Source organism: Kribbella sp. NPDC055110 (assembly GCF_053607525.1).
Map to the genome: position 1 here is coordinate 143,988 of NZ_JBSGTS010000009.1, position 22,122 is coordinate 166,109.

A 22,122-nucleotide genomic window follows, 5' to 3' on the forward strand; every position below is an offset into this window, starting at 1 on the left:
ACCGGGTCAACTGGCAAGCCATTGCACAGGAACTGGTGCGAGTGCACAGGAAATAACCTGTTCACCAGCCCCGCCACGCAGGCACCGTCCCACACGCGAGCAGCGGCGCCACGCGAGTTCCGCCCCGCCACGCAGGCACCGTCCCACACGCGAGCAGCGGCGCCACGCGGGTTCCGCCCCGCCACGCGGGTACCGCCCGGCCAGGTGTGCCCACCCCCGGGCCAGGTGTGCACCGCCCCGCAGCGGGGCCCCCGCCACGCGCGTTCGCTGACGTGCGCGCCTGCTGGGTCAGCTGGCAGGCCAGTGCACCGGAACTGGTGCGAGTGCACAGGAAATTTCCTGTTCACCGTCCCCGCGACGTGTGCACAGGCCCTGCCACGTGTGCACGGGCCCCGCCAGGTGTGCGCCGGCTCGCCACGTGTGCGCCGCCCCGGAGTAGGGCACCGGCGCGCCACGCCTGTGCGCGGACGTGCGCGGCTGGTGGGTCAGCTGGCGGGGCGGTGCACAGGAACTGGTTCGAGTGCTCAGGAAATAGCCTGTTCGACGCCCCCGCCGTGCAGGCACCGCCGCCGGCAGGGGACGCGGCGCGGGCGGAGTGCGGAAGGGAATGTTGGCGGGGTGGGCGGCGACGGGGGCGGAACGGGATGTTGGCCCGGGTGGGAGCGGTGGCGCGGGGGCGGTGCGTAGCGGGGTGTTGGTGCGGGTGGGGGCGCGGAGAAGGATGTTGGTGGGGGTGGGGTCGCGGAGCGGGATGTTGGCCCGGGTGGGCCCGCGGGCCGGGGTGGGGGCGCGGAGCGGGGTGTTGGTGCGGGTGGGGGCGCGGCACGGGGGGTTGGTGCGGGTGGGCGTGGGACGGGGTGTGGGTGGGGGTTAGGGGTTGGGGAGGGTGGTGGCGCGGGTGCGGAGGTAGCGTTGTTGGGGGACGCTTGTTGTTCGGTTTGCTGCTTCTTCGTATGCCGCTCGTGCGCCGGGTGCGTCGCCTGACATTTCCAGGAGATGTGCGCGGACTGCTGACAGGCGATGGTCGTTGGCGAGTCGGTCGTCGTGTTCGATTGACCGCAGCAACGCGAGGCCCTCATTCGGACCTCGCGCCATCGCGACCGCGACCACGTGGTTGAGGGCAACCATCGGGTTGTCGGTGAGTTGCAGGAGCACCTCGTACAGCGCGACTATCTGCGGCCAGTCCGTTTCCTCGGCCGTCGGTGACTCGTCGTGTACGGCCGCTATCGCCGCTTGGAGTTGGTAGGGGCCGACCGGCCCGCGCGGGAGCGTTGCCGTGATCAGGTCGACGCCCTCCCGGATCAGCTCGGGAGTCCACACGGAGCGGTCCTGCTCCGCCATCGGCACCAGTTCGCCGAGCGGTCCCGTACGCGCGGGCCGTCGCGCGTCCGTCAGCAACAACAACGCCAGCAATCCGGCCACCTCGGCATCGTCCGGTAGGAGCCTGTGGAGCATCCGCGCCAACCGGATCCCCTCGGCTGCCAGTTCGACGCGTTGCAGGCTTGGCCCCGTCGTACTCGCGTAGCCCTCGTTGAAGATCAGGTACACGACCTTCAGCACCGCGCCCAGCCGCTCGTCGCGGTCGGCCGGCATCGTGAACCGCGCGCCGCTGTCCTGCACAGTCGCCTTCGCCCGGGTGATCCGTCGCGTCATGGTTGCCTCCGGCACCAGGAATGCCCGCGCGATCTCCGCCGTCGTCAGACCACCGACCGCTCGCAATGTCAGCGCGATCTGCGACGCCGGTGACAACGACGGATGGCAGCACAGGAACAACAGCACCAACGTGTCGTCCGCGTCCCCGACCGGCTCGCCCTGCAGCGCCCAGGCCGCGACCCGGTCCTCCCGCCGCTGACGGGCCTGCTCCCGCCTGAGCAGATCCGTCAGCCGACGAGAAGCGACCGTGATCAACCACCCGCGCGGACTGTCGGGCACTCCGTCCGCCGGCCACTGCTGCGCCGCCGCGAGCAGCGCTTCTTGCACCGCGTCCTCGGCCGTGTCGAAGTGCCCGTACCGCCGGACGAGCGCCCCGAGAACCTGCGGCGCCAGCTCCCGCATCAGCTCCTCGAGCGGCGCGGTCATGAGTCACAGCCCCATGACCGCGCCGGCAGCCCGGCCAGACGTGCGGTCATCGTCGATCACTCCACCAGGTCGTCGCGACCCTCGACGAGCGGGCGGATATCCGCGTACGCCGTCGCGCGGACGAAGTCGGGCGCCGGCGTGTCGGCGAGCCGCGACGCGATCTCCGTGGCCCGGTCGAACGACTCGCACTCGACGATCCAGTACCCCGCGAGCACCTCCTGCGTCTCGGCGTACGGCCCGTCGGTCACCACCGACTGCCCGTCCTTCGATCCCAGCCGCCGGGTCAGCACCGGCGCTGCCAGCGCACGCGTCTCGATCAGCTCGCCCGACTCGATCAGCTCGCTGTTGAACTTCTCCATGAACGCCCCCATCGCCGCGAAGTCCTCCGGCTTCCAGGCAGGCTTCCCCGTGTCCTTCCCCGCCATCCCGTCGTAGTCCTGCTGTGACGCGTACGTCAGGATCATGTACTTCATCAACCACTCCCGTCCTCCGAGCACCCACCACAGGGCGCTTCCACCCGAGACGTCGCTCCCACTCCTCCCGACCGGACACGACCGGCAGACGATTTTCGATCTCGCCAAGGAGTATGCAGTCGTCAGGTGCAGGGTGTGACGAGTTTGTCGAATCTGTGGACAGCGTCGGAGACATCCGTGAGGGCGTTGGCTTCGGGGGAGTACTTGGCGGGGACTGCTACCTCGAAGTAGAGGGAGCGGCCGATGGTGGTGAAGATGAAGCCGTTCTCGACCTGTTTGGCGAACCAGCCGACGCCGTTGACCTCGAAGCACTGGGACTGGGCCTCGGCCATGCCGGCCGGGGGTGAGACGCCGCAGGTCATTTCGATCGGCGGGTCGCCGTACGCCGCGGTCAGCGGGCTCTTCGGGGAGGCCTCGCGGCGCTTGGCGTCCAGGACCTTGGCGGGGAGCGCCTTGACCAGGTCGGCGCAGGCGGCGGCCACCTCGGGCGCGGGGGAGGGGACAGGCACAGGCGCCGGCCCCGGGCTGCACCCCGCGATCAGCAGCAGCCCGACCAGACCGACCAGACCGCGCAGACCGAGCTGGCCGCGTAGACGGAGTTGGCTGCGGGTACGGCGCAGGGGCCGGGGGCCGGACCGGGTCGATCCGGCGGACGGGAGTTTGGGCATGCTGAGAAGTGGCGGGTCCCCGTGCCGGAGATCAGATGTGGACGACGGGGCAGGTCAGGGTGCGGGTGATGCCGGGGACGTTCTGGACCCGGGCAACCACCAGTTTGCCCAGTTCGTCGACGTTGCGGGCTTCCGCGCGGACGATCACGTCGTACGGACCGGTGACGTCCTCGGCCAGGGTGACGCCCTGGACCTCGGCGATCTGTGCCGCGACGTCGGCCGCGCGGCCGACCTCGGTCTGGATCAGGATGTAGGCCTGGACCACCACGTCGTTCTCCACTCAGTCGTCCTCAGCTGGCTCCGGCCACCCACAGGCGTACTGCGGGAGCGCCGGGCGTACTCTTCGTTGCCCGGTCACGGTACCGCCTAGACTCCGCCTAGCGATATGGGAGGTCTGCTGACGTGACAGAGACGTTGGGGAGCACTGGTGAGTTCGGCCTGATCGCGGCCGTCACCAAGGGGCTGTCCAGAGGTGAGGACGTCCTGGTCGGTCCTGGTGACGATGCGGCCGTGTTGGCGGTGCCGGACGGCCGCATGGTGATCACGACGGACCTGCTGGTCGAGGGCCGGCACTTCCGCCAGGACTGGTCGTCGGCGTACGACGTGGGCCGCAAGGCCGCCGCACAGAATCTGGCCGACGTGGCGGCGATGGGTGCCCGCCCGACGGCGCTCGTGGTCGGTTTCGGCGGCCCTGCCGACCTGCCGACCGCCTGGGCGCTGGAGCTGAACCAGGGCATCGTCGACGAGTGCGAGCTGGTCGGGGCCAGCATCATCGGCGGCGACACGGTCCAGTCCGACAAGATCGTCGTCTCGGTGACTGCCTTCGGTTCGCTGGACGGCCGGCAGCCGGTGCTGCGCTCGGGCGCGCGCCCGGGTGACGAGGTCGCGTTCGTGGGCCGGCTCGGCTGGGCGGAGGCGGGCTGGGCGGTGCTCGCTCGCGGGTTCCGCTCGCCACGGGCTGTCGTCGAGGCGCACCGGCGCCCGCAACCGCCGTACGCCGAAGGTCCGCTGGCCGCACTCGCCGGGGCCTCCTCGTTGTGTGACGTGAGCGACGGTCTGCTGTCCGATCTGGGGCATATCGCGGCGGCGAGTCAGGTGATCATCGACGTGCACACGAAGGCGCTGACCGTGCCCGAGCCGCTGCAGGCGGTGGCTGCGGCGACCGGTGTGGATGCGATGAAGTTCGTGCTGACCGGCGGTGAGGATCACGCCCTGGTCGGTACCTTCGAGCCGGCCGACGTCCCCGAGGGCTGGACAGTGATCGGCTCGGTTGCTGAGGGCAACGAGGAGCGACCGGCCGGGACGGTGACGGTGGACGGCGCGCCGTATGCTGCGGACACCGGACACGCCCATTTCAGGAGTTGAGATGCCGCCCCCCAGAGTGCTGACGATCGCCGGTTCCGACTCCGGCGGCGGGGCCGGGATCCAGGCGGATCTGAAGGCCATGCTCGCGAACGGTGTGCACGGCATGAGCGTGCTGACCGCGATCACCGCGCAGAACAGCGTCGGCGTCCAGGGCGCCTGGGAGCTGCCGGAGGAGCAGGTCCGCGCCCAGTTCCGCAGCGTGGTGGACGACATCGGGGTCGACGCCGTGAAGACCGGCATGCTGGCGTCCGAGTCGATGGTCCACGTCGTCGCGTCGCTGCTGCGGACCCTGCCGCCGGAGGTGCCGGTGGTGGTCGATCCGGTGTCGGTGTCCAAGCACGGCGACGCTCTGCTCGCTGTAGACGCGATGGAGGCTGTCCGCGCGGAGATCGTTCCGCTGGCGACAGTCCTCACTCCGAACCTCACTGAGCTCGGACCGGTCTCCGGCATCGAACTGGAGACGGTAGAGGACCGGGAGCTCGCAGCGAAGGCTCTGCTGGAGGCAGGTGCGTCATGGGTGCTGGTGAAGGGCGGCCACGACGTCGGTACGGCGGCTGTCGACGTACTGCACGGTCAAGGGGTACGGCGTTCGTACAGCGCGCTCCGGGCCGACAACAGGCACACCCACGGCACGGGATGCACGCTGGCGAGCACCATCGCGTCGTACCTTGCTCGTGGGTACGACGTACCGGCTGCTGTGGGTGCTGCGAAGGAGTACGTGACCGGGGCGATCGCGGCCGGGTTCGCGCTCGGTGAGGGCATCGGTCCGGTAGATCATGCGTGGAGATTTCGAGGGAGTGCCAGTTGAGCAAGCAGCAGCCCCCGGTTGACGGGTACTGCGAGCAGTGCGGTTTCAACTACGACACCGGGACCTTGCAGGGCACTGTGACGCTGCTCGTCCGGCAGTCGGCGGACTGCAGCATGGCACTGACGAAGGCCGCCGCCGGTCCGGACCCGAACGTGGTGCGGCTGCGACCAGAGCCGGACGTGTGGTCGGCGATCGAGTACGCGTGCCACGTGCGCGACGTACTCGAGGTGCAGCGGCACCGGATCGCGCAGTGCCTGGCTGAGGACCGGCCGGTGTACGCGCCGATGGACCGGACCGGTCGGGTGAAGCAGGAGAAGTACGAGAACCAGGACCCGATGGAGGTCGCGGCCGCGCTGGTGCGATTCGCGCGGGAGTTCGGTGCCGCGGCGCGGGTGCTGCAGCCGCAGGAGCTGGGGAAGCTGGGGCTGTACAACTACCCGGTCCGGGCGCCCCGCACGCTGGGCTGGATCATTCGGCACACCGCCCACGAGATCCAGCACCACCGCCACGACATCCTGGAGATCCTGGCGAAGGTGGAACCGCCGATCATCCCCAAGCCCCGCGTCGAAGAGGTTGAGGAAGCTGAAGACGTAGACGGGGCAGCTGAGGGCGTGGAGGTCGCGGACTAGCGCTGGGCGGCCCAGGCTGCGATGGCCTGTTCGCTGGTGAGCTGGTCGAGTGCCAGTGCAGCAGCGCCACGTAGCGGTCCGTCTGGCTGGTGCGTGGCCGGCAGCACCGGTGGGGGAGCGCTGCGGTGGAACGCCATCAGTCCGCTCTCGTACGCCTCCGCAAAGGTGTCCTCCGCTGCTGCCCGCAGGGAGATCGCCAGACCGCCGATCGTGACCACATCCGGGTCGTGCGCGTTCACGAGACCTGCGATGCCGTAGCCCAGTGCGGCGACCACTCTGGTCACTGCAGCGCGAGCAGCCCGGTCACTGCGCCGCAGTACCTCTTCTGCATACGCAACAGGGTCGTCCGGTGTCGGCTGCTTGAGATAGCGCGCAAGAGCGCGTCCGTCGATCTCCAGGTCCCAGCAGCCGCGTGCACCGCACGGACAGGTACGGGACCGGTCACCGAAGGGCATGTGGCCGTACTCGCCACCTGCACCCGACGCACCCTGTGCTGGCACCCCGTCGATCAGCAGCGTCCCACCGATACCCACCTCGATGATGAGGTGCACCGCCGTACCAGCTCCTGCAGCAGCACCAGTACGCGCCTCTGCCACGCCACTCAGCGTCGCGTCGTTGCCAGCAAGCAGCGGTACGCCGGTATCGGCAGTGACCTGTGCCAGGTCCAGTTCTACCCACTCCAACGTCGGTGCCTGCATCAGGTGGTTGTCACGGACAGTGCCCGGTACGGCGAGGCTGACCATCTGGAGCCGAGCGCCGTACCGCTGCTGCGCCTGCTCCACCTCACGCCGCAGGTTGTTCAGCACGACCTGTGCGCGCCGACTCCGGTGCCTCTTGTACTGCGGCTCCTGCAGCGACCCGTCGAGCGCTACGACCGCACTGCGCCAACTGCTCTGCCGCAGGTCGAGTGCGAGCACCACAGGTCCCTGCGGATGCGCCTGCAGCACCGTGGTCGGCCGACCGCGCCCCTGACTCGGAGCAGGTACCTCAGTCAGCAGCTGTACGTCGCGTAGCCGAGCGGTCACCTCGGTCGCCGAACCCGTGCTCAACCGCAGCGCCCGGGCTACCGCCGCCCGCGTGATCCCGGGCTGACGCGTGACCTGGGTCAGCACGTCCGCTGCCGTCTGCCATTGTCCACGGCGTACTGGAGTCATCGCTGCCCTTCCCGTTATGCTCGGAGGACGAGTTTAATAGGAGGGGTCATGGAGATCCGGGACATCCGCGCCGTCCTGTTCGACATGGACGGCACTCTGGTCGATTCGGACGCGATCGTCGACCGGAGCTGGAGCCGCTGGGCGACCGAGTACGGCTTGTCGCCGGCCGAGGTGCTTGCTGTCGCGCACGGGAACCCCGCGGTGGCGACCGTCGCGCAGATGCTGCCCGACGCGACGCCGGCCGAGCGTGCAGCGGCGGGGGCGCGGGTGCTCGATCTCGAGGTCAACGACGTCGCCGGCGTGGTGGCGAAGCCGGGTGCGCTGGACCTGCTCGGCACGCTCGACCGGATCGGCCTGCCGTGGGCGGTCTACACCAGTGCGCCGGCCCAGCTCGCGAAGGTGCGGCTGACCGCGTCCGGGATCGCGCCGTCGGTCCTCGTCACGGTTGACGACGTCAGCCGCGGCAAGCCGGACCCGGAGGGGTACCTGCGTGCGGCGGAGCTTCTCGGCGTACCCGCGACGCAGTGTCTGGTGGTCGAGGACACCGTGGTCGGGTTGTCGGCCGGCCAGGCCGCGGGTGCGCTCACGGCCGGTCTGAAGGGCATTTCGGCGGACATCGAGCTGGCGGATCTGCACCGGCTCGACGCGCTGTTCAAAGGTCTGGAATGACCGCGGGCGCTCAGGCCCCGCCGCAGACCGACGCCCGTGGCGACGAGGTGCGGATCGGTATCGCGCTGTCGGCGATGGGGTTCGTGCTGGCCGGGCTAGGGGCGTCTGTGGCGATTCTCGCGCGGGATCTCGACGAACCGACCAGCCGGCTGGCGCTGCTGTCCTCGGGATTCGCGGTCGGGTTGCTGCTCGTCGCGGTGGTCGGTCCGCGGATGCTCAAGCGCTGGCCGATGCCGACGGTGCTTGCGGTCGGTTCGGTCGTCTGCGCGGTGGGTGCGGTCCTGATCGCAGTCGCCCCGACGTACGCGGTCGTGATCGCCGGTGGGCTGCTGGTCGGCCTGGGCGGTGCGCTGCTGGTCCTGGTCGCGCCGCTGATGCTCAACGGCCCGACGGCCGCCGAGCGCCTGAGCCGGGTCAACGCGGTCGCCAGCGGGACCGGAATTCTAGCGCCGCTAGCAATCGGCACCCTGGACGGTCTAGGCCCCAGCGGGCGCTACGCCATGCTCGCCGCGGCACCACCGCTCCTTTTCCTAGCAGTGCTAACCCGGCGCTCCCAACCACCCCACGAACCAGTCGCGGCATCTCGGTGGGACGCGGAAGGTACGCGGCCGGGGGTCGGCATGCCGGTGTTGATTGACTCGGCTCCGGCGGTTGGGTTGGGGTGGAAGTGGCGGCGGGTGGGGCGGCGGGTCGTGATGGATGTCGGCGCCGGGTGGTTGCGGGTTGTGCTCGCCGTGTCGGTCGAGTTCTGCTTCGTGGTGTGGGCCGTGGCGCGGCTGGTGGCCAGTGGGCTGCCCACTGCGGCTGCGGCCCTGCTCGGTAGTGCGTTTCCGATCGGTATGGCGGTCGGTCGCGCGATCGGACCGATCCGCTACCGCGGCTGGTCGCCGGTCTTCCCGTCCGGCGCACTCGCCGCTTGCGGCACCTTGCTGGTGAGCCTCTTCGACTCGCCGGCCGCGGTCGCGCTCGGCCTGGTCGTGGCCGGTCTCGGCGTCGCCCCGCTGTACCCGGTGACGCTCGCCGCCCTCGTCGCGACCCCAGGTCTCAGCTCGGCCCGCCTCGCAGCGGTCGGTGCAATGGCCTCGGGTACGGCGATCCTGGTCGCGCCGGCGCTCCTCGCCGTACTGGCACGTGTCGTCGACCTGCGTACGGCGTACCTGGTGACGTTGCCGTTGATCGCCGTACTTTTTCTGCTCAGCCGTCGATCTCACCGGCCTTCGTTCGTGTAGGGGGTGAACAACCCGAAACGACGAACGAGGTGACGTGATGAAGCTTCTCCTGGACGGCCTGGCCTTTCCTGAGGGCGCGCGCTGGCACGACGGCCGGTTGTGGTTCTGCCACTGGATCGAGCAGCAGATCGTCGCGGTCGACGCCGACGGCAGGACGGAGACGTTCGAGGCGCCGGTCGAACGCCCGATGGGCTGGTCCGTGGACTGGCTGCCGGACGGCCGGATGCTGACCACCGGCGACAAGCTGCGCCGGTACGAGCCCGACGGCACGATCACCGTGCTCGCCGAGCAGGGCGCGAACGAGACGGTGGTGGATGCCCGGGGCAACATCTATCTGAACGGCGCGGACTTCGACTTCGTCGGTGGCGAGGCGCCGAAACCCGGCTGGATCAAGCTGGTCACGCCGGACGGCCAGGTGCGGCAGGTCGCCGACGACATCCAGTTCCCGAACGGGATGGTGCTGACCCCGGACGGCCGGACGCTGGTGATCGCGGAGTCGTTCGCCGGGCGGCTGACCGCGTTCGACGTCGAGCCGGACGGCGGGTTGTCGAACCGTCGCGTGTACGCCGAGAACCTCGGCCCGGACGGCATCTGCCTCGACGCCGAGGGAGCGATCTGGTGCCAGACCCTCGGCGAGGGCGTGGTCCGCGTCGCGGCGGGCGGCGAGATCCTCGAGCGCATCGACGTACCCGAGAACCGGGCGCCGTTCGCGCTCGGCCTGGTCGACTTCGACGGCCCGACGCTGTGCATCCTGACTGCGGAATGGCGGGCGGGCGACAGCATCGCCGACAACCTCGGTCGGCTCACCAGCGGCCTACGGACCGGGCAGGTCCACACGGTTCCGGTCGCCGTACCGCCGGCCGCTCGCTAGCATCGCGGACATGGAGTGCTTCGCAGCCGGGCGTACCCGGCGCTGATCCCGGCCCACCGCCGTCGCGCTGCGCGTGCGGTGGGTCGGTCGCGCCTGCCCGGATTTCTTCTGCACTCGCTCGCGAGAGGGACACTCCATGCACATTCGTCCGTACGTCGACGCTGACCTGGCCCGGCTCATCGACCTCACCATCGACACGTTCGGGCCGTTCTACGAGGAATCGTTCCGGCCGCTGGTCGGCGACCTGATCTTCACCCGCCAGCACGGCGACTGGCGCGGCGACTACCGCAAGCAGGTCGCTGGGTTGCACGATCCGGCCGAACACAAGTACATCGCCGTTGCTGTCGCTGACGGCGTACCTGCTGGGTACGCCGCCTGGCATCTCGACCCCGCCCGCCGGCGGGCCACGGTCGAGCTTCTGGCGGTCGCGCGGGAGCAGCGTCGTTCTAGCGTCGCGACCGCGTTGTGTGAGCACGCGTTCGCGGCGATGCGGGTCGAGGGAGCGGAGTACGTCGAGATCGGCACGGGAGGCGACGACTTCCACGCGCCGGCCCGCGCGCTCTACGAATCGCTCGGCTGCGTGCAGTTACCGGTCGCCGTGTACTTCCGCGAACTGTAGGCCCAGTCACAAGATCCCGGGCAGGTCGTGCCGGCGAAGCAGCTCTACCAGGGCCGGTACGCCGGACGACAGGTCGTACACCTCGGCGCGCAGCCCGACGCTCAGAGCGCCCTGCACGTTGGCCACGTTGTCGTCGATGAACAGGACCGACGAGGCAGGTAGATCCAACACGCTGAGGATCGCCCGGAAGTACGCCGGGTCCGGCTTGGCCAGCCCGACGTCGCACGAGTAGAACGTCCGGTCGAACCATGCGCCGTACCCGCGCTCGTCCTGCATGATCGCCCGCCGGTACGCCTGCTGGTTGGTCGCCAGATGGCATCCGACGCCGGCCGAGCGCAGTGACTGGATGAGCGTGATCACCTCGGGCTCCGCGACGAACCAGCTCCACGGCTCGAGCGCCTCGTCGACGGACGCCGGCGAGTTCCAGCGCCGCAGTACGTCGGCCAGCGCGTCCCGGAAATCGACCTTCCCGACGAGTGCCGGCTTCTCGGCCGCCATCAGCTCGGCGACGAACGCGTCGCCGTCAGTGGGCACGAGCGAGGTCAGCCGGGTCCACCAGTCACGGCTGGAGTGCTGGACGACGCCGTCGGCGTCGAAGAGGACGGCGGAGATCATGCGGGCCATCTAAGCAGGCGGAGCCCCGGAGGACACCCGGAGGACATAGGACCACCCCTTGACCGGTTCAGTCGGTATGCGCTTACCTAATGGCTACGTAAACATATGTGGACACCTTCCGGCGAAATCCAACAGAAAGCGCCAGGTGAGGCTATGACCTTGAGCAGAAGGCACTTCCTCGCGGCCGGCTCCGCCATAGCCGCCGCGGGACTGACCGGCTGCGGCTCCCGCAGCTCGCTGGGCGGCTCGAACGAGCTCAGCATGTGGACCTGGGTCGGGTCCGTCAACGACGACCTGATCGCCCAGGCCGAGAAGGCGATTCCCGGGTACGACGGTATGAAGCTGGCGATGACCCGGATCGGCTCCAACTACAAGACCAAGGTGCTGACCGCCCTGGCCGGCAAGTCGCTCGTCCCGGACATCGTCGCGATCAACGACGACGTCGCGACGTACTTCCCGAACGCCGACCAGTTCTACGACCTGAACGAACTCGGCGCGAAGGAGCTGGAGAAGGACTTCCTGCCCTGGAAGTGGAAGTGGGGGATCACCCCGCAGGGCAAGATGATGGCCTACCCGATGGACACCGGGCCGACGGCGCTGTTCTACCGGACCGACATCTTCCAGAAGGCCGGTGTCGACATCGATCCCGCCGCCGTCGCGGGGATCGCCCCGGACTGGGACACCTACATCGAGCTCGGCAAGAAGCTCAAGCAGGCCGTGCCCGGCTCTGCGATCACCGACAACATCACCAGCATCTACGGCTACCGGATGGCGCAGCAGTCCAAGCGCTACATGACCTCGGACGGGCAGTACCTCGGCGATCAGGACCACGTCCGGCAGGCGTTCGATCTCGCGGTCCGGGTGGTCAAGGAAGGTCTCTCGGCCAACGCGCAGAACTCGACCGACAAGAACGCGGTCGTCACCAACGGCAAGCTGGTCGCCTACAACGGCGCCGTCTGGTGGGCCCAGCTCGGGCCGAAGAACGCGGCGCCGAAGACCAAGGGACTCTGGCGGGTTACGGCGGCTCCTGGTGGCGCCGGTAACAAGGGCGGGTCCTTCCTCGCGATCACGAAGTACTGCAAGAACCCGAAGGCGGCGTTCGCGTTCATCAGCTGGCTCGAGTCGGCGAAGAACCAGGCCCAGGCGTTCCTCGACCCGGTCCTGTTCCCGTCCACGCCGGCCACCTACACCGACCCGACGCTGTCCGCGCCCGATCCGTTCTTCGGCGGCCAGAAGATCGTCGACGTGTTCGCGGAGTCCGCCAAGTTGTACCCGGGCGCCTACTTCTCGCCGTACGACAGCATCATCGACACGCCGATCGGCGCCGAACTCGTGAACGTCGAGGCGTCCGGCAAGGACCCGGACCGGGCATGGGCCGACGCCCAGCACCAGATCGAGCGCGAACTCACCCGGGCGGGGGCGATCTGAGATGGCTGTCACCAGCAAGACCGCCCCGGCCGCGATCACCAGGCCGTCCAGCATCGCGGAGAAGCCGCCGAACAAGTACAGGCAGGCGTTCCCGCAGTACGCCGCCGTGTCGCCGTTCTTCATCCTGTTCGCGATCTTCGGCGCGTTCCCGGTGCTGTTCTCGATCTGGATCTCGTTCCACTCCTGGGACGGCATCGGGCAGATGAAGTGGGTCGGCCTGGAGCAGTACCACTACCTGCTCAGCGACGCCGTGTTCTGGAAGACGATCGGCAACACGCTGCTCATCTGGGTGCTCTCGACCGTCCCGATGCTGCTGCTCGCGCTGGTGATCGCCAACGCGCTGCACAACGCGACCCGGCTGCGCACCTTCTACCGGATCGCGTACTTCATCCCGAACGTCACCTCGGTGGTCGCGATCACCCTCGTGTTCGGCTCGATCTTCAGCAACAACTTCGGCCTGCTGAACGCGTTCCTGCGCTCGATCGGCGTCGGCGAGGTGCAATGGCTGACCTCGCCGTGGGGGATCAAGATCGCGATCGCCACCATCGTCACCTGGCGCTGGGTCGGCTACAACGCGATCATCTACCTGGCCGGCCTGCAGGCGATCTCGGCCGACGTGTACGAGGCCGCCAAGGTGGACGGCGCGAGCCCGCGGCAGACGTTCTGGCGGATCACCGTCCCGATGATGCGGCCGGTCATCCTGTTCACCGCGGTCACCTCGACCATCGGCGGACTGCAGATCTTCACCGAGTCGCGGGTGCTGTTCGGCGACACCTCCAACATCGGCGGTCCGGGTGACGCCGGCCTGACGATCGTCTCGTACCTGTACCAGAGCGCGTTCATCAAGAACCAGTTCGGGTACGGCGCCGCGATCGGCTGGGCCCTGTTCATCCTGATCGTGCTGTTCAGCATCATCAACTGGCGGCTGATCGGCGGAAACGACGACGAACGCCTGACCCGACGCGCCGCTCGGCGAGTGGAACGCAGGATCGCAGCCCAGAATGCCAAGAGGGAGGCCGCAGATGTCCGTTGAGCGCATGCGCACCGCCGTCGGTCACATCGTGCTGATGTTCGGCGTGCTGGTCTCGCTGTTCCCGTTCTACTGGATGGTGGTGATGGCCTCCAACACCACCCCGGACATCTTCAGCTACCCGCCGAAACTGCTGATCGGCTCGCACCTGTTCGAGAACATGGGCAAGGTGCTCGACAACATCGACTTCTTCGGTTCGATGCTGCTCACGCTGATCGCTTCCCTCGGCGTCACGGTTCTCGTGCTGTTCTTCGACTCGCTGGCCGCGTTCGCGTTCGCGAAGTACGAGTTCCCCGGCCGGAACGCGCTGTTCGGCCTGTTGCTCGCGACGTTCATGATCCCGGCCCAGTTGTCGCTGGTGCCGCAGTTCGTGACGCTCGCCGAGTTCGGCTGGATCGGGTCGCTGAAGGCCCTCGTCATCCCGGGCGCGGCGAACGCGTTCGGGATCTTCTGGATGCGCCAGTACGCCAAGGGCGCCATCCCCGACGAACTCATCTCGGCCGCCAAGGTCGACGGCGCCGGATTCTTCCGGCAGTACCTCACCGTCGGCCTGCCGGTGCTCCGGCCCGGTCTGGCCTTCCTCGGCATCTTCACCTTCATCAACGTCTGGAACGACTACCTCTGGCCGTTGATCGTGATGACGGATCCGAACCGCCTCACCCTCCAGGTCGCTCTCGACCAGCTGAACGGCATCTACGGCACCGACTACTCGATGGTGATGGCCGGTGCGTTGATGAGCGTCATCCCCCTGATCGGCGTCTTCCTGATCGGCGCCCGCTCGTTCATCGCCGATCTCGCGGCAGGCGCAATGAAGTTCTAATCCGACCGACAATCAAACACGGGATTCCTTTTGACTGACGACAAGCTCCGCTGGGGCATCATCGGCACCGGCAACATCGCTTCCCGGTTCGCCGGCCAGGTGCCGACGTCGAAGACCAACGCGGTCGTCGCCGTCGGCAGCCGGTCCCTCGAGTCGGCGAACGCCTTCGCCGACAAGTGGGACATCGCCAACCGGCACGGTTCGTACGACGACCTGCTCGCCGACGGAACCGTCGACGCCGTCTACATCGCCACGCCGCACCCGATGCACGTCGAGTGGGCGATCAAGGCGGCCGAGGCCGGCAAGCACGTACTGTGCGAGAAGCCGCTCGCGATCAACCGCGCGTGGGCCGAGGCGATGATCGAGGCCGCCGTCCGCAACGACGTCTTCCTGATGGAGGCGTACATGTACCGGTGCCTGCCGCAGACCAAGCTGATCGCCCAACTGGTCCGCGACGGCGAGATCGGCACCGTCCACCAGATCCAGGCCACGTTCGCGTTCGCCGCCGGGTTCCGGCCGGAGAGCCGGATCTTCGCCGACGACCTGGCCGGCGGCGGCATCCTCGACGTCGGCGGCTACCCGGTGTCGATGGCCCGGCTGATCGCCGGCGCCGCGACCGGGCAGCCGTACGCCGACCCGGCCGCGGTCAGCGCGGTCGGGCACGTGGGTGAGACCGGCGCCGACGAATGGACGGTGGCGACGCTGTTCTTCGACGGCGGCGTCACCGCCCAGGTGAGCACCGGCGTACGGCTCGCCGACCAGAACCAGGTCCGCATCTTCGGCAGCGAGGGATACCTCGTCGTCGAGGACCCGTGGTTCGGCGGCGACGGCAAACCGACCCACGTCACCCTGCACCGGGTGGGGGAGGACCCGCGGGACATCTCCGCGGAGCCGGCGCTGATCTACACGGCCGAGGCCGAGGCGGTGCAGGCGGCGATCCAGGCCGGCGCGAAGGAGGCGCCGGAGATGAGCTGGGCCGACACGCTCGGCAACCTCACCGTCCAGGACCAGTGGCGGGCGGCGATCGGGCAGCAGTACGCGAGCGAGCGGGACGACGCGAACATCCCGACCGCGACCGGACGGCCGCTCACCCGCCGCGACGACGCCCCGATGACGTACGGCAAGGTGCCGGGCGTCGACCGGCAGGTGTCCCGGCTCGTCATGGGCGTCGACAACCAGCAGACGCTGCCGCACGCAGCAGTGGTCTTCGACGACTTCGTCGAGCGCGGCGGTACGACGTTCGACACGGCGTACATCTACGGCGGCGGACGTGGCGAGAAGCTGCTCGGGCAGTGGATGAAGTCACGCGGCAACCGGGACGACGTCGTCGTGATCGGCAAGGGCGCGCATACGCCGTACTGCGACCCCGAATCGATCACGCGGCAGCTGCACGAGAGCCTCGAACGGCTGCAGACCGACCACGTCGACCTGTACTTCATGCACCGCGACAACGAGGAGATCCCGGTCTCGGAGTTCGTCGACGTCCTCGACGAGCACTTCAAGGCCGGCCGGATCAAGGCGTTCGGCGGCTCGAACTGGTCCACCGCGCGCTTCGACGAGGCCAACGCGTACGCCGACGCGAACAGCAAGCAGCCGTTCACGCTACTGAGCAACCACCTCAGCCTCGCGCGGGCGTACGACGTACCGTGGGCCGGATGCCGGCACGTGGCCGACGACGAGTCGCAGAAATGGCTGCGCGAGCGGCAGGTCGCGCTGTTCCCGTGGTCGAGCCAGGCCCGCGGGTTCTTCACCGGACGAGCCAAGCCGGAGGACACCTCGGACTCCGAGCTGGTGCGCTGCTTCTACTCCGACGAGAACTTCCGCCGCCTGGACCGGGCGCGGGAGCTGGCGAAGGCCAAGGGAGTCGAGCCGACCGCGATCGCTTTGGCGTGGCTGCTGCACCAGCCGTATCCTGTGTTTCCGCTGATCGGGCCGCGGCACGTCAGCGAAACCCGGACCTCGACTCCGGGGCTCTCGGTGTCCTTGACGGACGACGAAGTGGCCTATCTCACTGCCTGAGTGACCGCCTGACAGCCGAATTGGTGGGGCACTGACACGCATGTAACATGGTCTGTCGGTGTCACGACCCTGAACACGGAGAATCATGTCTAAGAAGTGCGATGTCTGCGGCAAGCAGCCGACGTTCGGCAACAGCGTTGCCCGCCTGGGTAAGGGCGCGATGATCCGGCGGGTCAAGGCTCGTACGCCCCGCCGGTTCAACCCCAACATCCAGCCGGTCCGCGCGATCATCAAGGGCACGCCCACCAAGATGAAGGTGTGCACCTCCTGCATCAAGGCCGGCAAGGTCCAGCGCGTCGTCGGCTGACCTGAAGCTTTCCTCCGTGTAGGGCCTTCGACCAGGCGCCCGGTTCACCCCGGGCGCCTAGTCGTGTTTACGCGCCACCACGGTGATCTCGTTCCGGTTGTGGTGGAGTTGCCGGGCGTGCAGTACGTCGTACCGCTGCCGGAGGACCTGGATACCGCGGCGGGCCCCGTCCAGGGGGTTCTTGCCGCCGCCCTTCAGCGTGACGATCGCGAGGCCGCCGCCGCGCAGATGCGCCGCCGCGTCCAGCATCATCCGGGCGCTCGTCACCTGGTCCATTCGCATGTCGTTCACCGCCACGTCGAAGCGGACCCGGTTCGCGGCGAAGAACCGGCCCGCCGTCGTCGCCTCGTGATGGATCCGGCGATCACCGCGCAGCCGCGGATCCAACGCACCCGGATCGACCGACCACACCTCCTGCCCGTGCAGCCGCAGGATCCGCGTCCACCCACCCGGTGCGGCGCCGAGGTCGACCGCCTTCCCACCGGGCGGCAACTCCAGCCCGAAGGTCGCGATCGCCTCTTCCAGCTTGAACTCCGACCGCGACACCCGCTCGTCACCCCGAGCCAACCGCATCCGTCCCCCGGGCCAGTCCGACAAGCTGTCCGCCAGCCGGTTCAGCCCGAGCAGCACCGCCTTGCGGCCCGCGAAGCACGAGACGACGTACTCCTGCCCGGAACGCGTGACAGCCACCCCACGAGAGGCCAGCGCGTCCTCCAGGCGGTGGTAGTACGACCCGCCGGCGCCGGCCGCATCGGTCCAGGCCTGTACGGCGAGCGCCTTCGGGTACTCGGGCAGCTCGCCCAGCACGACCTCGGCCAGCTCGTACTCTGGCGGCAGCTCCTCGAAGCTCGCGATCTCGACCGTCAGATGCCGCACGAACATGATCCGCCCCGCATCGCACGCCGCCGCGAACTCGTTCACCGACGGTCCCTCGAGCCGCCCGAGCTCCGCGCCGACCCGCTGGACCAGCACGTCCCGCCCGAACTCGCCCCGGATCTCCCGCACAGCCAACTCGTAACTCTCGGCCGCGACCGAGAACAACACAGCCCTGCCACAGCCCACAACCACTCCCACCTCTCGCCGCCACCCCGACCCTATCCACCCCCCTCGAAGCTGGTGTGGGGAGCTCTACTGCCCGATTCGGGTAGGTGGCATTCCCCAGTCGGTGACGGGGTACGTCCCAAACCGGTTTGGGGAGCTCTACTGCCCGATTCGGGTAGGTGGGACTCCCCAGTTGGTGACGGGGTACGTCCCAAACCGGTTTGGGGAGGGTTCCGGGCGCTGGGAGGAGGCGATGGGATGGCGGTTTGTCGAGGTGTTGCCGAGTAGCCTTCCGGGCGTGGAGGAATTGACCGTTGACGTGCTGCGGGCCTGGGCCCGGACAGCGCTGGCCGACCTGGCCCAGGCCCGGACCGAGATCGACGAGCTGAACGTGTACCCGGTGCCGGACGGCGACACCGGCACGAACCTCTACCTGACCTGGGAAGCCGCCTGCGACGCGCTGCCCAAGGGCGAACTGACCTTCACCGAGGCGATCCAGGCCTTCGGCCGCGGCGCGCTGCTGGGCGCCCGCGGCAACTCCGGCGTGATCACGTCCCAGCTGATCCGCGCCTGTGGCCTCCGCCTCGACGAGAACCTCCCGCACCACCAGACAGACGGCGTCCTGGCGGACCCACGGATGAGCGAGGCCTCCGCCTTCGCGGACGCGCTCAAGTACGCCGCAGACGCCGCGTACGGGGCCGTCGCGCAGCCCGTCGAAGGCACCATGCTCACTGTCGCCCGCGCCGCCGCCACCGGCGCGATGACCGCCGCGAACGACGGCAAGACCCTCGCCGACGTCTGCCTCGCCGCGGTCGCCTCCGCCCGCCAGGCCCTCACCAGGACGACCGACCAGCTCGACGTACTGCGGCGCGCGGGCGTCGTCGACGCGGGGGGAGCGGGTCTCGTCGTGATCCTCGGTGCGATGGAATCGGTGCTCACCGGGCAGCACGTGCGGGTCGACGTACCGGCCAGAGTCGAGCCGCAGGGCGAGGGCGCCGAAAGCCAGGACGGGCCCGCGTACGAGGTGATGTACCTGCTCGACGCGACCGACGACAAGATCGGCGACTTCCGCCAGACCCTGGCCGCGCTCGGCGACTCCGTCGTCGTGGTCGGCGGCGACGGGCTCTGGAACGTCCACGTGCACACCGACGACGTCGGCGCCGCGATCGAGCAGGGCATCGACATCGGCCGCCCGCACCGGATCCGGGTCACCCACTTCGACGACCAGGCGCACCACCACGAACCGGCTCCCGGCCGTGCGGTGATCGCGGTCGTGGCCGGTGACGGACTGGCCGACCTGTTCACCGAGGCCGGCGCCCGGATCATCCGCGGCGGCCCCGGGCGCCGTTGCTCGACCGGCGAGCTGCTGCAGGCGATCGAGCAGTCGCAGGCGCCCGAGATCGTGATCCTGCCCAACGACCAGGACTCGATCGCGGTCGCCGAGGCCGCCGCGACCGCTGCGCGCCAGGACGGGATCCGGGTCGCCGTGATCCCCACCCGCGCCCAGGTCCAGGGCCTCGCCGCGATCGCCGTCCACGACCCGGACCGCAGCTTCGACGACGACGTCGTACACCTCTCGGCCGCCGCCGGGCAGACCCGGCACGGCGCCGTCACGATCGCGGTCAAGGACGCCTGGACGATGGCCGGCCGGTGCCGGATCGGCGACGCGCTCGGAGTCGTCGACGGCGACTTCGCGCTCATCACCGGCGACCTCGAGGAGGCCGCGCTGGAGGTCGTCGACCGGTTGCTCGGCGGCGGTGGCGAGTTGCTCACGATCGTCACCGGCCGCGACGCCGACCCCGCCCTGGCCGAGGCCGTGGAGCGGCACGTACGCCGGCAACGCAAAGATGTCGATGTCGTGGTGTACGACGGAGGACAGGACAGGTACCCGTTGCTGATCGGGGTGGAATGAAAACGGACATGGACCGCAAGCTCCGGGACTTCCTCGGGGCGAAGACGGCCAAGACCTTCGCGGACGTGCTCGAGATCGAGACCGTCGGCGAGCTGCTGCGGCACTACCCGCGGCGGTACCTGAAGAAGGGTGAGCTGACCCCGTTCGACGAGCTGGAGGTGGGCGACCAGGCGACCGTCAACGGGCGGGTCAAGAGGGTCACGGCGCGCGCGCTGGACAGCAAGATCGAGATCAAGCCCGACCAGGTCCAGAGGTTCCGCAAGCAACGGACGATCACCAAGGTCGTGGTCACCGACGGCCGCAACGACATCGAGCTGGCGTTCTTCAACCAGCCCTGGCTGCTGACGAAGCTGACCCCCGGCACCGCCGCCCTGTTCTGGGGCGAAGTGACGATGTTCCGCACCACCATGCAGCTGAAGAATCCCGGCACCGAGGTGCTCGACGAGGAAGACCTCACCGAGGCCGAGATCGAACGCCGGGCCCGGCCCTTCCGTCCGATCTACCCGGCGACCTCGAAGTTGCCCACCGCAACGATCGAGAGGTCCGTCAAGATCGTCCTGGACAGTCTCGACGACCGCGTCGACGACCCGGTCCCGCAGCATGTTCTTCGCAACGAGCAGCTGCTCGGTCTCCGGGACGCCCTGCAGAAGGTGCACCTGCCGGACACCGAGAAGGACATCCACGACGCGCAGCAGCGGTTCCGGTTCGAGGAAGCGCTGGTGATGCAGACGATCCTCGCCCAGCGCCGCGCGGTGATGGACGCGCAGAGCGCCGTACCGCGGCCTCGGCAGGCCGGTGCGCTGCTCGACGAGTTCGACCAGCGGCTGCCGTTCGAGCTGACCGAGGGCCAGGCCGAGGTGGGGGAGGAGATCTTCGCCGACCTCGCCCGAGCGCACCCGATGCACCGGCTGCTGCAAGGCGAGGTCGGCTCCGGCAAGACCGTGGTCGCGCTGCGGGCGATGCTGTCCGTGGTCGACAACGGCGGCCAGGCGGCTCTGCTCGCGCCGACCGAGGTGCTGGCCGTCCAGCACCACAAGACCCTCACCAAGATGCTCGGTGACCTGGCCGAACAGGGCATGCTCGGCGGCGCGGAACACGCCACCAAGATCGGTCTGCTGACCGGTTCGCTGAACGCGGCCTCCCGCCGGACGGCGATGCTCGACGCGGCCAGCGGCGCCGCCGGGATCGTGGTCGGGACGCACGCGCTGCTCGAGGACAAGGTCCAGTTCGCGGATCTCGGGCTCGTGGTGGTCGACGAGCAGCACCGGTTCGGGGTCGAGCAGCGGGCCGCGCTGAGCGCGAAATCCGGTGAGAACACGCCGCACGTGCTGGTGATGACCGCGACCCCGATCCCGCGGACGGTGGCGATGACGGTGTTCGGCGACCTCGCGGTCTCGACGCTCACCCAGCTGCCGGCGGGGCGGTCGCCGATCCAGTCGTCCGTGGTCCCCGCCAAGGAGCGGCCGGACTGGTTGCAGCGGGCCTGGGCGCGCGTCCGCGAGGAGGTCGGCAAGGGCCACCAGGCGTACGTCGTGTGCCCGCGGATCGGGGACGACGTCAAGAATGCGGCCGACGAGGAAGGCGAGCTCCTCGAGACCGACGAGGGCGGGAAGAGGCAGGCCCGGCCGCCGATCTCGGTGATGCAGGTGTCGGAGGCGCTCGCGGAGATCCTGCACGACCTGCGCGTCGAGATCCTGCACGGGCGGCTGCCGGCCGACGAGAAGGACGCGGTGATGTCCCGGTTCGCGGCCGGCGACATCGACGTACTGATCGCGACTACGGTCATCGAGGTCGGCGTCGACGTACCGAACGCCTCGACGATGGTGATCATGGACGCCGACCGGTTCGGCATCTCGCAGCTCCACCAGCTGCGCGGCCGGGTCGGGCGCGGCAAGGTTCCCGGGCTGTGCCTGCTGGTCACGGACATGCCGAGCGTCGCGAGTCCGTTCCGGCGGCTGGAGGCGGTCGCGTCGACGACCGACGGGTTCGAGCTGTCGCGGATCGACCTCGAGACCCGCCGCGAGGGCGACGTACTCGGTGTCGCGCAGTCCGGGCGACGCAGCAGCCTCAAACTGCTCAGCGTGCTGCGGGACGAGGACATCATCCTCGCGGCCCGGCACGAGGCGACCAGGATCGTCGGGGTGGACCCCGCCCTGTCCGAGTTCCCGGAGCTGCTCACGATCGTCCGCAACGCGTTGCAGTCCGAGACCACCGAATACCTGGAGAAACATTGACTGTGCTGAATGCCGCGCCTCCGGCGCGGGGGTCACGGGGCTGTTACTCCCGTTCTTCCCTCGTCGCGCCGGGGGGGGGGGGGCCCCCCCCCCCCCCTCCCGAAACCCCCGAGCGCAATAAACAAAAACCCGAGCCAACCAAAAACCCCAGG

Annotated in this window: 21 protein-coding genes; 14 read left to right on the plus strand and 7 right to left on the minus strand. The window is 69.0% G+C overall.

Features of this window, described 5'->3' with window-relative positions:
* Window positions 1–870: 870 nt before the first annotated feature.
* From ACWF0M_RS16705 to ACWF0M_RS16720, 4 genes are all read right to left on the minus strand, one after another.
* Window positions 871–2,079 carry an RNA polymerase sigma factor gene (locus ACWF0M_RS16705; RefSeq protein ID WP_452236552.1) on the minus strand — a complete coding sequence of 403 codons (1,209 nt, stop codon included), beginning with the start codon at window positions 2,077–2,079 and terminating at the stop codon, window positions 871–873.
* A 56-nt stretch (window positions 2,080–2,135) separates the two neighbouring features.
* Window positions 2,136–2,552, minus strand: a complete 417-nt coding sequence (locus ACWF0M_RS16710) for a YciI family protein (protein WP_452236553.1) — start codon at window positions 2,550–2,552, stop codon at window positions 2,136–2,138.
* A gap of 122 nt (window positions 2,553–2,674) precedes the next feature.
* Window positions 2,675–3,220, minus strand: coding sequence for a DUF3515 domain-containing protein (locus tag ACWF0M_RS16715; RefSeq protein WP_452236554.1), 546 nt, complete (start codon window positions 3,218–3,220; stop codon window positions 2,675–2,677).
* Window positions 3,221–3,251: 31 nt separating this feature from the next.
* Window positions 3,252–3,488: an Lrp/AsnC family transcriptional regulator gene (locus ACWF0M_RS16720; RefSeq protein WP_170990044.1), complete on the minus strand. Its 237-nt coding sequence runs from the start codon at window positions 3,486–3,488 to the stop codon at window positions 3,252–3,254.
* Between the two features lie 134 nt (window positions 3,489–3,622).
* Here ACWF0M_RS16720 and ACWF0M_RS16725 point away from each other — a divergent pair, with 134 nt between their 5' ends.
* Genes ACWF0M_RS16725 through ACWF0M_RS16735 form a run of 3 tightly spaced genes read left to right on the plus strand, consistent with a single transcriptional unit; the run spans window position 3,623 to window position 6,022 of the window.
* Window positions 3,623–4,585 carry a thiamine-phosphate kinase gene (locus tag ACWF0M_RS16725; RefSeq protein ID WP_452236555.1) on the plus strand — a complete coding sequence of 321 codons (963 nt, stop codon included), beginning with the start codon at window positions 3,623–3,625 and terminating at the stop codon, window positions 4,583–4,585.
* Between the two features lies 1 nt (window position 4,586).
* The gene (gene thiD / locus ACWF0M_RS16730) at window positions 4,587–5,393 is read left to right on the plus strand and encodes a bifunctional hydroxymethylpyrimidine kinase/phosphomethylpyrimidine kinase (protein ID WP_452236556.1); all 807 of its coding nucleotides are present in this window, start codon (window positions 4,587–4,589) and stop codon (window positions 5,391–5,393) included.
* On the plus strand, window positions 5,390–6,022 hold the full coding sequence (locus ACWF0M_RS16735) for a DinB family protein (protein WP_452236557.1): 633 nt from the start codon (window positions 5,390–5,392) through the stop codon (window positions 6,020–6,022). Before thiD ends, ACWF0M_RS16735 begins: the two co-directional genes overlap by 4 nt.
* Here the strand turns inward: ACWF0M_RS16735 and ACWF0M_RS16740 are convergent.
* The gene (locus ACWF0M_RS16740; RefSeq protein ID WP_452236558.1) at window positions 6,019–7,176 is read right to left on the minus strand and encodes an ROK family transcriptional regulator; all 1,158 of its coding nucleotides are present in this window, start codon (window positions 7,174–7,176) and stop codon (window positions 6,019–6,021) included. The genes ACWF0M_RS16735 and ACWF0M_RS16740 overlap by 4 nt on opposite strands.
* A gap of 48 nt (window positions 7,177–7,224) precedes the next feature.
* On the opposite strand from ACWF0M_RS16740, the gene ACWF0M_RS16745 reads away from it, so the two are divergent.
* From ACWF0M_RS16745 to ACWF0M_RS16760, 4 genes are all read left to right on the plus strand, one after another.
* Window positions 7,225–7,845 (plus strand): HAD-IA family hydrolase, encoded by a 621-nt coding sequence (locus ACWF0M_RS16745; RefSeq protein WP_452236559.1) that lies wholly within the window; start codon window positions 7,225–7,227, stop codon window positions 7,843–7,845.
* Window positions 7,842–9,074 (plus strand): MFS transporter, encoded by a 1,233-nt coding sequence (locus ACWF0M_RS16750; RefSeq protein WP_452236560.1) that lies wholly within the window; start codon window positions 7,842–7,844, stop codon window positions 9,072–9,074. The genes ACWF0M_RS16745 and ACWF0M_RS16750 overlap by 4 nt, the downstream gene beginning before the upstream one ends.
* 37 nt (window positions 9,075–9,111) lie before the next feature.
* The gene (locus ACWF0M_RS16755) at window positions 9,112–9,945 is read left to right on the plus strand and encodes an SMP-30/gluconolactonase/LRE family protein (RefSeq protein WP_452236561.1); all 834 of its coding nucleotides are present in this window, start codon (window positions 9,112–9,114) and stop codon (window positions 9,943–9,945) included.
* A 136-nt stretch (window positions 9,946–10,081) separates the two neighbouring features.
* A complete protein-coding gene (locus ACWF0M_RS16760) occupies window positions 10,082–10,564 on the plus strand; it encodes an N-acetyltransferase family protein (protein WP_452236562.1) in 483 nt (160 codons plus the stop codon).
* 6 nt (window positions 10,565–10,570) lie between these two features.
* Here the strand turns inward: ACWF0M_RS16760 and ACWF0M_RS16765 are convergent, their stop codons facing one another.
* On the minus strand, window positions 10,571–11,179 hold the full coding sequence (locus ACWF0M_RS16765; protein WP_452236563.1) for an HAD family hydrolase: 609 nt from the start codon (window positions 11,177–11,179) through the stop codon (window positions 10,571–10,573).
* A 153-nt stretch (window positions 11,180–11,332) separates the two neighbouring features.
* Here ACWF0M_RS16765 and ACWF0M_RS16770 point away from each other — a divergent pair, with 153 nt between their 5' ends.
* From ACWF0M_RS16770 to rpmB, 5 genes are all read left to right on the plus strand, one after another.
* The gene (locus ACWF0M_RS16770; RefSeq protein WP_452236564.1) at window positions 11,333–12,607 is read left to right on the plus strand and encodes an ABC transporter substrate-binding protein; all 1,275 of its coding nucleotides are present in this window, start codon (window positions 11,333–11,335) and stop codon (window positions 12,605–12,607) included.
* Window position 12,608: 1 nt separating this feature from the next.
* The gene (locus ACWF0M_RS16775) at window positions 12,609–13,640 is read left to right on the plus strand and encodes a carbohydrate ABC transporter permease (protein ID WP_452236565.1); all 1,032 of its coding nucleotides are present in this window, start codon (window positions 12,609–12,611) and stop codon (window positions 13,638–13,640) included.
* Window positions 13,630–14,457 carry a carbohydrate ABC transporter permease gene (locus ACWF0M_RS16780; RefSeq protein ID WP_452236566.1) on the plus strand — a complete coding sequence of 276 codons (828 nt, stop codon included), beginning with the start codon at window positions 13,630–13,632 and terminating at the stop codon, window positions 14,455–14,457. Before ACWF0M_RS16775 ends, ACWF0M_RS16780 begins: the two co-directional genes overlap by 11 nt.
* A gap of 30 nt (window positions 14,458–14,487) precedes the next feature.
* Window positions 14,488–16,476, plus strand: coding sequence for an aldo/keto reductase (locus ACWF0M_RS16785; protein ID WP_452236567.1), 1,989 nt, complete (start codon window positions 14,488–14,490; stop codon window positions 16,474–16,476).
* Between the two features lie 85 nt (window positions 16,477–16,561).
* On the plus strand, window positions 16,562–16,783 hold the full coding sequence (gene rpmB, locus ACWF0M_RS16790) for a 50S ribosomal protein L28 (protein ID WP_130387610.1): 222 nt from the start codon (window positions 16,562–16,564) through the stop codon (window positions 16,781–16,783).
* A 57-nt stretch (window positions 16,784–16,840) separates the two neighbouring features.
* On the opposite strand, the gene ACWF0M_RS16795 is transcribed toward rpmB, so the two are convergent.
* Window positions 16,841–17,788, minus strand: coding sequence for an SAM-dependent methyltransferase (locus tag ACWF0M_RS16795; protein ID WP_452236568.1), 948 nt, complete (start codon window positions 17,786–17,788; stop codon window positions 16,841–16,843).
* Window positions 17,789–18,122: 334 nt separating this feature from the next.
* Between ACWF0M_RS16795 and ACWF0M_RS16800 the strand changes: the two genes are divergently transcribed.
* Window positions 18,123–19,736, plus strand: a complete 1,614-nt coding sequence (locus ACWF0M_RS16800) for a DAK2 domain-containing protein (protein ID WP_452236569.1) — start codon at window positions 18,123–18,125, stop codon at window positions 19,734–19,736.
* Window positions 19,733–21,970: an ATP-dependent DNA helicase RecG gene (gene recG, locus ACWF0M_RS16805; RefSeq protein ID WP_452236570.1), complete on the plus strand. Its 2,238-nt coding sequence runs from the start codon at window positions 19,733–19,735 to the stop codon at window positions 21,968–21,970. The genes ACWF0M_RS16800 and recG overlap by 4 nt, the downstream gene beginning before the upstream one ends.
* Window positions 21,971–22,122: the final 152 nt, after the last annotated feature.